Consider the following 9,843-nt stretch of genomic DNA (forward strand, 5'->3'; position numbering starts at 1 on the left):
GTATGGAACTTAAAGACTTTCCCATGCTGTCCGAGGATGTGCTGGCACTCGCTAGCGATGAGCCTATCGATGGTTTCATGGCCGGGCAGGCGATCTTTCTCCAGAGCTATCAGGATGAATGGCTGGCGACTCAGGGGGACTCGCGTGTCCGGGTCAACTGCACAGCAGCCGACCATGGACTTTTTAGTCGTTTGGTACTGCGCGATCAGAGCCGCTGGCTGCTGACCAGTAAACAAGGTAGCAAACTGCTGGTGCAGTACTGCGCACCGGTCGAAGTGTCCGCTATGAATCTTGAACTGGGGGTCGACGAGCTGCTTGCCGATGATCTCTACGGCAAGCAGGAAATTTCCGATAACAGCATCGAACGTGCCTGCCAATGGTTGTCGGCGCAGTTTCTGGTGCGTGGGTTGGCCGAGGGCGACTGGCTCACTGTCGCACGCTTCAGCAATAGCGCCTCACAAGGAGGCTTTCAATTGCTGGGCAAAGGTTGGCGCGCTGATGTGGAGCAACGGCAGGACCGCGGACTGCTTATCAAGCGCCTTACTCGCCATTCGCGTCGCGACGGTACTTTCTCCTTGCTGATAGGTCAGTTTGCGTTCCGTGACGCCTCCGTTGCGGCAACCCTCAACAGCGCCAGTCAGCAGGCGTTGCTGGACGCTACGTTGCGTGACAGTGCCAGCTATTTGGAGTTGTGGAATCTCTACAACGAGAAGGAGTGGCAGACTGCTTTGCAGCGGGCGGAAAGCCTGCGCTCACTGCGTTTTGTGCAATGTGAGGGAGCGGAAGAGGGGCGTGAAAACATCTGGCGTCTGACGCCAAAATCACAGGATGACTATCGGGAGTTTCGTCAGCGATGGCGCAATCTTGGATTGCCAAGCGACACCCAGTTCGACCTGGGAGACGAACGGCCTGACTGGGGGGAAGAGCTGGCCATTGACGAGTCGAAAAAGGCAGCGAGCATACCGCGTGGCACCATCATTTTTGAGCCTGACTGTGTCGTGTTCAGGACTGCTTCAAGTCGGCGTGATGTCCGCCCGAAACAGGGTGAAGGCTGGCTCTATCTTTCTCTGGCGGGCCAGCGCTCTGTAGCCAAGCGACGGCTTGCGGCCAAGCAGTCCATTGACTCGGGCAAGCGCTTGACTCAATTGAAGTGGCTGCTGGAAGGGGTTGCGGTGCCCTCTGCCCGGCGCCGGACTATCAAAGGGCTGACGCCTTATGCGCAGGAAGCTTTCAAGGGGGGGAAGCCAACAGATAAGCAGATTCTGGCCCTGGATGCCGCGCTGAATACACCCGATCTGGCCATTATCATCGGCCCACCCGGTACCGGCAAAACGCAGGTAATCGCTGCTTTGCAGCGTCGTCTGGCGGAGGAGGCAGAGGAAAGAAAAATTGCTGCGCAAGTGCTGATCAGCAGCTTTCAGCACGATGCAGTAGATAACGCGCTGGATAGAAGCGATGTGTTTGGTTTGCCTGGCGCGCGCGTCGGCGGTAAGCGGGGGGCGGGCGATGAGCTGTCACTGATCGACCCCTGGCTTGAGCAACGCGTGGCCCATTTGCAGGAAAAAATTGCCAAGGAGTACGACAAGTACCCGGAGCTTGAACGTATCAGGGAGCTGTCCACCAAGCTGGCGCTGGCGCGAGTTGTTGGCGCATCACCAGTTCAACAAGCGGAAGCATTCGGTTGCATTCTGGATGGTCTGCAAGCGTTGGAGCAAAGTGGTCTAGTCTTGTCGCCCAAGCTGGAAAGTCAGCTCGAAGACTATATCGCGCAACTAAAAAAGCAGCTGCCAAACCCGGCCGGGAGCCGGCCGGATGCAGAGGCCTTGAAACGTATTCGCGCGTTACGCGTTGAGGCTCGGTCATTCGCTGACGATGGTGCCGATCGAGCCTGGGATTTGCTCAGCTGGTTGAAGCGTCATGGCCAAGGCTGCAGTGCAGAGCTGATGGCATTGCTGCAAGCTGCCGCGGATAGCTCGCAGCCGACAGAGTCGACGCTGCAAGCGCTTGCGGCATGCCAGGATCAACTTCTCGAACAGTATTTGCCCGATTACCGGCCTACGGAATTGAAGCGTCAGACGGACCCTGAAGGCCTGGCTCTGCTTGATGAAATCGACAGGCATCTAGAGAGCAAACTGCGCCAGCGCAAGCAGGGGGTGGCCTGGGTGCTGGAGCAGCTTGCCGATAGCCTGGCGATGGATCGCACTGCGGCCCATGCGGTGGTCAACGAGTATTCCATGGTGGTGGGGGCAACCTGCCAGCAAGCGGCTGGCCGGCAGATGGCCAGTCTGAAGTTAGTAGCCGGGCTGGATAGCACTGATATTGAGTTCGATACAGTGGTGATTGATGAGGCGGCACGGGCCAATCCGCTGGACCTGTTTGTGCCAATGTCCATGGCCAAGCGGCGCATTATTCTGGTGGGGGACGACCGGCAGTTGCCGCACATGCTTGAGCCTGACATTGAAGGGCAACTGCAGGAAGAGCATCAACTGACGGAGCGGCAGCTGACTGCATTTCGCTCCAGCCTGTTCGAACGCATGCGCTTGAAATTGCAAGACCTTGAGAGGCAGGACACCAATCCCCGGGTCGTGATGCTGGATACCCAGTTCCGCATGCACCCTATCCTCGGCAGTTTCGTCAGCAAACAGTTCTACGAGAAAGGTGGTATGGGCAAGGTGCACTCCGGCCGAACAGTGGAAGATTTTGCATTCTCTGAGTCTTTGCTGAACGCACTGGGCAAACTTGCGCCGCACTATCGAGACCGGGTTTGCCAGTGGATAGATGTACCTGTTGCCCAGGGTAAAGATCAGCGCCTTCAGTCTGGGACGAGCCGAATCCGCGATAGTGAGGCGCAGCGCATTGCAGAAGAGGTGGTAAGGCTGATGCAGGCCGGCGGTGACGGCCTTTCAATAGGTGTCATCACCTTTTATGCGGCGCAGCGTGATTTGATCATGGAGAAGCTCGCTCAGCACAGAATAGACGGTGTGCCATTGATGGAGCAGCGTAACGGCACCTATGAGCCGCACGAGCATTTCAAATGGATCAGAAAGGTGCGGGGTGATGGCTCGGTCAGTCTGGAGGAGCGGCTGCGTGTGGGTTCAGTCGACGCCTTCCAAGGCAAGGAGTTTGATGTGGTCTTGTTGTCCTGCGTCCGTACCTATGAGCAGGTAAAACCAAGGCAAGCGAGCGGTAATACTGACACAGATCGTGAGAAACAATTGAATCGCCAGTTCGGATTCCTCCGCTTGCCAAACCGAATGAACGTGGCCATGAGTCGACAAAGGCAAATGCTGATTTGTGTGGGGGATGCGGCACTGGCTAGCTGCGCTGAAGCGAAAGAGGCTGTACCGGCATTGGCTGCCTTTTACCAGATGTGTGGAGGTGTCCATGGCAGCATTCGTTGAAACCGGTTTATACCTCAGGTTCGATTCTCTCCAGGGAGGCAAAAAATGTCCGGTACTCTGGCCAGTGCTGGTGCATCGCGTGCTTTACCCTGAAGCCAGACGACCGCAGTTGAATCTGTTTCAGCGTGCGGTACTGGGCTTGATTCGTGCGCGCACTGTCCAGGTTGAGGCAATCGCTGAACTGACAGGGCTGCACCAGAACCTGATCAAGCTGATTTTGGCCCAGGGAGTGAGTAATGGCTGGCTGTTGGAAGATGCTCAGAGCCTGACAGCTAAGGGGGAGCGCCTGCTGGATGACGAGGAAAGAGACGATGCCCAGCTGAAGTCCGGCTATTTGCTGCAAGACGCCTTGACGGGGCAGTTCTGGCCGCGCCTGGTGCCTCAGCTAAACCTACTGGAGCCGCAGGATCCGCTGGCCCGCTTCCCGGAATTTCTGGTGGACAGGAAGACCGGTCAAACCATCAGGCCGTACATGATAACCAGTGGGAAATTGGATCTGCAGCCACTCGATCATGAGTCCCTCACACTGGCCTACCGGGATTATCGCGAAGACTATCGCGCCAGCCAGCAGCTGGGGCATGGTAGCCAGCAGTCGAAGCAGATCAGTCTGCACGGGGTGCAGCGACTGGATGATGCACCGCAATCGGCAAGGGTTCTTGTTTGGCTTACTGCTGATGACCATGGCAGTGATCTGTGGTCGGCCAAGGACCCATTTGAATTGCGTGAAAAGTCCTGGTGGCTGCAGGACACACTGCTTCAGGCTATTGAGGGGGATGCCAGGCTGCTGGTGCGACTTGAGCCCTTGGTGGGGGTGCCACGTGCCGATAATCAAACTTTCGAGCAGTGGCGGGACGCATTGCATAAGCAGACTGAGCTGCAAGTACTGATGGCTTTCCCCTGGGTTGAGCGTCAGCCAGATATCAAGCGCCATTTGGTAGCACTGCTGGTGCGCCAAGAAAAACTCCAGCAAGGCGACAGCCGCGACCAAGAGTTGGATGCGGCGATGATGGAGTGCCAAAAGCTGCTTGAGGTTGTCATGCAATGGCTGATTCGCAAGTACCCGGCTGACGTTGGGCAGCTACCCAAACAGCAACGGTTCGACCCGACGCACAATCAGCAGATTCTCTCAGCATTACAGCTGCCAGCGTTTACCGAGGATGTCATCAGGCTGCTGTCCAGGCAGAAGATCGATCAAGTTATCCGGGCTTGCTCCAAGCCTAGTGACTCACTCAAGGCACTCCTGTTTGCCGCTGCCATGGGTACGCTAAAAGCGCCGCAGCATCCGCTCAAGCTACTGGGTGATCGGGAACTGCAATTGGACAAACTCATGGAGCTTGCGAACCTGCGTAATCAGAGCAGCCACGCTCAAAGCCGTTTTACCGGGCGGGAAACAACTCAACTCACCAGTCGTGTGGCGCTGGATAGTATCCAGTATGCGCTGGGCTTTACTGCATACTTTAAGGAATGGATGTAATGGCGAAGAAGAATTCGAACAAGTATGGCAGTCCGCAGATACCCGTAGCCGCACCTGTCGCAGCAGGATTGCAGCGTTCCGCGCTGGAGAAAAATGTCCCTGTCTGGACGGCTTCATTTGAGAATGCCTCCAAGGTTTACCAGTCGTTTGATATGAAGCTTGATATCCAGGTTGATTCTGCTTGGTTACTGAGCGTGTGTGAGCGCTTCCGCGCCGGCGGCGACGTTGAGTTTGCCAGATGGATTGAGCAGTTTGCCCATGTGTGCAAAGAACTTGTCCGGCTAAAGGAGCGTCTTTTCGAAGAAGCTACCGAAAATTGGGACGAGGCGAGAAATTTTGCTTTAACGGTTGAAGAACGGGAGCAAGCAGTAACGAAACAACAGCAGACGCTTGAGCAAGCGGCCGCTACTTTGGCGCGCGACAAGGCTGAGCTGGCCAGTGAGCAGCAAGTGTTTGCCAGCAAGAAGTCAGCGCTGCTGGACAGTGAGCGTTCTTTGAACTTGCGTGAAGCCAATGCGCAAGCGGGTTTTGTTGAGCAAAACGAGCTGGCGTTACGCCAGTTAGAGGATCGTCAGCGTCAACTGGCTCAGCAGCATGAAGCCCAGCTGCAACAGTTGCAGGAACAGAAACGCCAGCTCGAAAGCGAACTCACGCAGACCACCAGGCGCCTGGCGGAGGTAAAGCACAACTGTACTGAGGCGGAGGCTGAGCGTACTCAGCAGTTGGACCGGCGCGAGCACGAAATAACGCAGAGCAGAATGGAGCTTGATCGCGCGCGTAGCAGGCTTGACCGCGAATGGGATGACATCAAGCTGGCGCAGCGTGATCTGGAGCAGCGCATTGCTGCGGAAATGGAAGCCGAGCGCGTGAGTCATCAGCAAGCCATTGCCAGCTTGGAGCGTCAGCGTGACAAGGCTTGGGAAAAATCTGCAGGCTTGAAAGAGCAACTGGTGGAGCTGCAGGAACTGAGCACAGAACTGGGAGAGCAGTCAGCTGCAGAGGTTCTGGCGCAGCTTGAGCGCTTGCGGCAGGAAAACCGAGACCTTAAGCGCAAACTGGATCAGTCCGACACGGCTGAGTTGCAGCACGAAGTTGAATATCTGCGCAGTAGCAAGGCTGATCTGGAACGCGATATTTCGACGCTGCTGCCAGAACTTAATGAGCTGCGGCGAGAACAGAGCTTCAAGCGCGTTGCCGCAACTGAGCTGGAGGCTGTGGCGCGCGAGAAGCGCGTGCTGGAGCAGCACAAAAATACGCTGGCTGTGCATATCGATGATCTTGAGAGCCGAATCGATCAGCTCACCAATGCACAGAAAACCCAGACGCCGTTCCCGGCCATGTCGCTTATGGACTCGGAACATCAGTATCGAGCCAGCATGGAGCTGGAGGAAGTGCCCGATCTCAAGCTGTTTGCCGAGGAGCTACAGCACCGGATCGCCAGGGCTGAAAAGCATGTAGAGCTGTTTTACCCACTGGAAGATATTCGTGTACTGCTTGGTGGCCTGGCCATGAGCCAACTACATGTCTTCCAAGGTATTAGCGGCACTGGCAAAACCAGTCTGGCTAAGGCTTTTGCCAAGGCAATGGGGGGCTTTTGTACTGACATCGCGGTGCAGGCCGGGTGGCGAGATCGCGATGATCTACTGGGGCATTACAACGCTTTCGAGCGGCGCTTTTATGAGAAGGACTGTTTACAGGCGCTGTACCAGGCTCAGACACCGCGTTGGCAGGATACCTGTAACATCATCTTGCTGGATGAAATGAATCTTTCTCGCCCCGAGCAGTATTTCGCCGAGTTCCTCTCTGCGTTGGAGAAGAACAATCGGAATGAACGCTTGATCAGTTTGTCCGAGACGGCCCTGTCAAATGCCCCTGTCATGCTGCGAGAGGGGCGCAAGATTCTGGTTCCAGAGAATGTCTGGTTCATTGGCACGGCCAACCACGACGAAACCACCAATGAGCTGGCTGACAAGACCTATGATCGTGCTCATGTAATGACACTGCCCAAGCAGGATCATCGTTTCACTATCAAAAAAACGACGCCGGCAAGCTACTCCTATCGCTCCCTTCGCGAGGCATTTGTCCGCGCCCGCAAAGAGAAAAAGGCAGAGGTTGTTGAATTGTTGCAGAGTTTGACTGGGGATGCCTTCACTGAACAGTTGGCTAGTCAATTTGCGCTGGGCTGGGGTAACCGCTTTGAGAAGCAGGCGCTTGATTTCATCCCGGTGATGCTGGCAAGCGGAGCCCCCACTGGCGAGGCGCTGGATCATCTGCTGTCTACGCGTGTCATGCGTTCGGGCAAGGTTACCGGCCGCTACAATATAGGTGTTGATGCAGTAAGAGGGCTGAAGGATGCCCTTGAGACCTTCTGGATCAAGGCAAACCTTGCTGGGGAGCCTGGAAAATCGTTGGAGTTATTGGCTGCCGATATTCGACGATTGGAAGGCCGCAGCTAATGTACTTGGATAGACTTACAGGGGCGCAGTGTCATCAGCTACCCACGGCTATTGAGCCGGGGCGCTATCAGCTTGCTTCCAGCAGCGTGGTCTTTAATGGTCATACATCATCTTTTTCAGGTGTTCTGGTCAGTGATGGGAGTGACCGGTGTCTGCTGGGTAGTGGGGCTCACGCGTTTGTTATGCCGCAGCCATCCCGGGCAGCCAGTACAGAGTTACTGTCCAAAACAGTCGCGGCTATAGACGCCGATATGCAGCAGTCCGAGTTAGTTTCACCGTTGATGCCCGCCGCGATCATCGATGATCAGAGCCGTCTTCTTCCCTTTGAAGCGTGTTTGCTGGATGTGATGCAACAAGGACACCTGCATCACATATCGCAACGACCGCGCCGTGACCTGCACTATGAAGAGGAAGTTGTTGATATCGCACGTGCGCGACGACTGGCAAAAGGGGCACTGGTGCATTTGTCATCGCACTCGGAGTGCTGGCAGCGGCAAACCCTGAGTGGTGTGATTCCCAAAAAGGTTCTTGCGCGTTTTAGTGATGATGACTATGGCATATACGAGAACCGCGTATATGCGCGCTTGCTGGATAAAATCGAGCGCTACTTACGCTATCGTTTGTCAACTTTGGAGAGCTTGCAGACAACCTTGGCACAGGCGCTGGAATTTTACCAATCAGAAGATATTGACTATCGTCTTTCGCACGAAATTTGCCGGCTGTGGGGGAAGACATTTGATCAGGATGCGACCTCCAAGGTGTCGGAGCTGCTATCCCAAACGCTTCAAACGCTCCAGCGTCTACATAGGACGGTTCTGGGTCTCAAGCAAAGTGGCCTGTATTTATTAGTTAGCTGCCAAGCGCAGGTAGCGGTTTCCTTGCATCTGACGAATATCCTTTGCCATGATCCTCATTATCGGCATGTGGCTGCGCTGTGGGACCTGCTGAATAAGACGGCGCTAAGTAATAAAGCTTCTCCGGCAGAACAGCTTAAGCATAATCAATACTTGGCAGATGCTTATTCGCGCTATGCCGGTCTTGTACTGCGGCATGCATTGCTTCCCTATCTGAATGGAAATAATGAGGATGTGTGGGCCGGTAGGGCTATACGACTCCAACAAAGTGGATTGGAGTGGCAGTTGGTAAGCCGGGCCACTGGTGAGCACGCTGTGGATGAAGTCTTGCTGACGGTGGTGCCTTGGTTCAGCAGCCTATCGCTGCCTGAGTCGCTGCAGCAACGCCCTGAGAATAGGTTCATCGCCTGGCCTGGCAGTGGCCAGGCACCTGACCAGGTTAGCTATCATCAGGGCTGGATTTTACTTTCACCATCTGACATGTACTGCGTGGAGCGCTTTGGGCAACTTGTTGATCACGCGCTCTACCGGAAGGCTCTTCTGTCCTACGGACTGCCCCTCACCAAAATACCGGAAAAGGTTTTGACTTTGGCTGACGGTATACCTGGTGTGCATGTTGACCATCAGGCACATGCACTGGTGCTACAGGAGGCTGTTCCGGATGAGTTGGTAAATAAATTGAAAAACGCGCTTATAGCAGAAAATGCAACCCAGCTAAGTTTTGGGCTGGAACAGCGTAATTTGATGCTACGTGCTTTTGAAAAATGTCCGGTCTGTAATGAAAATGTCAAGCTCGCATTCCAAAAACCTTTAGGCTTTAGAACTAATTGTAAGCAGTGTGGGACGGAACGCTATCTGCGGGAATCAAATGGTAATTTTGTATTTAATCAAAAGATTTCTGGGGGTGAAGGATTTTTTAAAGTAGGGCGTAGATCATTTTCAATTCAAATTCAGCGCCAGCCGTCCAGTAGTTCTTGAAGACAGAGCAGCCTGCCGCACCAGGTCGATCGTCGACCTAGTGTGTTAAATAGCGTGCAAAAGTGACCAGGTTACCCGGGGTAAACGGCGTTGAATTTTGACCACCCCGGGGGTGTCACACTCTGCCCTTTGGGCGGAGGTCAACCTGGAGTGCTTTTCATGGAAACCATTGGCAAGATCCGCCGTCGTCATCTAGTCGGCGGCGAGAGCATCAGTGCGATTGCCCGCTCGCTCAACCTCTCCCGCAATACCGTCAAGAAATACATCAAGGCCAAGGATGCACCGGTCTACCTGCGCCAGAAACAAGCCCAACCCCAACTCGGCGCCTTTCAGGCGCAACTAACCGAATGGCTGGAACGCGACCGCGCACTTCCCAAGGTGCAGCGCCGTACTGCCCGCCGCCTGTTCGAATGCCTGCAGGCCGAGGGTTATCGCGGCGCTTACGACAGCATCCAGCGCTTTACCAAGACCTGGAAAGCAAACCGCGCAACGGCAACAGTCACGCAGGCCTTTGTGCCGCTGTCGTTTGCACCAGGTGAGGTCGGCCAGTTCGACTGGAGTTACGAGTATGTGGTGCTGGGTGAATCGCCCCGGCTTCTCTAGACACTCTTGAGTCGTTGGAAATATTGCTTCTCAAACTCTACCGGCGATAGCCCATTTGCGGAACCATGCCGGCGCAT

At 55.1% G+C, this 9,843-nt stretch carries 5 protein-coding genes; all 5 read left to right on the top strand.

Going from position 1 to position 9,843, the window contains the following annotated elements:
* Window positions 1-2 precede the first annotated feature (2 nt).
* The 5 genes from ACG97_RS11935 (at window position 3) to ACG97_RS11955 (ending at window position 9,766) form a co-directional block, all read left to right on the top strand.
* Complete coding sequence (locus tag ACG97_RS11935; RefSeq protein WP_047967588.1) at window positions 3-3,401, top strand: DEAD/DEAH box helicase; 3,399 nt, start codon at window positions 3-5, stop codon at window positions 3,399-3,401.
* Complete coding sequence (locus ACG97_RS11940) at window positions 3,385-4,875, top strand: hypothetical protein (protein ID WP_047967589.1); 1,491 nt, start codon at window positions 3,385-3,387, stop codon at window positions 4,873-4,875. Before ACG97_RS11935 ends, ACG97_RS11940 begins: the two co-directional genes overlap by 17 nt.
* Window positions 4,875-7,331 carry an AAA family ATPase gene (locus ACG97_RS11945; protein ID WP_047967590.1) on the top strand — a complete coding sequence of 819 codons (2,457 nt, stop codon included), beginning with the start codon at window positions 4,875-4,877 and terminating at the stop codon, window positions 7,329-7,331. The genes ACG97_RS11940 and ACG97_RS11945 overlap by 1 nt, the downstream gene beginning before the upstream one ends.
* A 5-nt stretch (window positions 7,332-7,336) precedes the next feature.
* A complete protein-coding gene (locus tag ACG97_RS17345; protein WP_202902769.1) occupies window positions 7,337-9,163 on the top strand; it encodes a hypothetical protein in 1,827 nt (608 codons plus the stop codon).
* A 159-nt stretch (window positions 9,164-9,322) separates the two neighbouring features.
* Window positions 9,323-9,766 (top strand): helix-turn-helix domain-containing protein, encoded by a 444-nt coding sequence (locus ACG97_RS11955; RefSeq protein ID WP_047967592.1) that lies wholly within the window; start codon window positions 9,323-9,325, stop codon window positions 9,764-9,766.
* The last annotated feature ends 77 nt before the right edge of the window (window positions 9,767-9,843 follow it).

This window comes from Vogesella sp. EB (genome assembly GCF_001037925.1).
GTDB lineage: Bacteria > Pseudomonadota > Gammaproteobacteria > Burkholderiales > Chromobacteriaceae > Vogesella > Vogesella indigofera.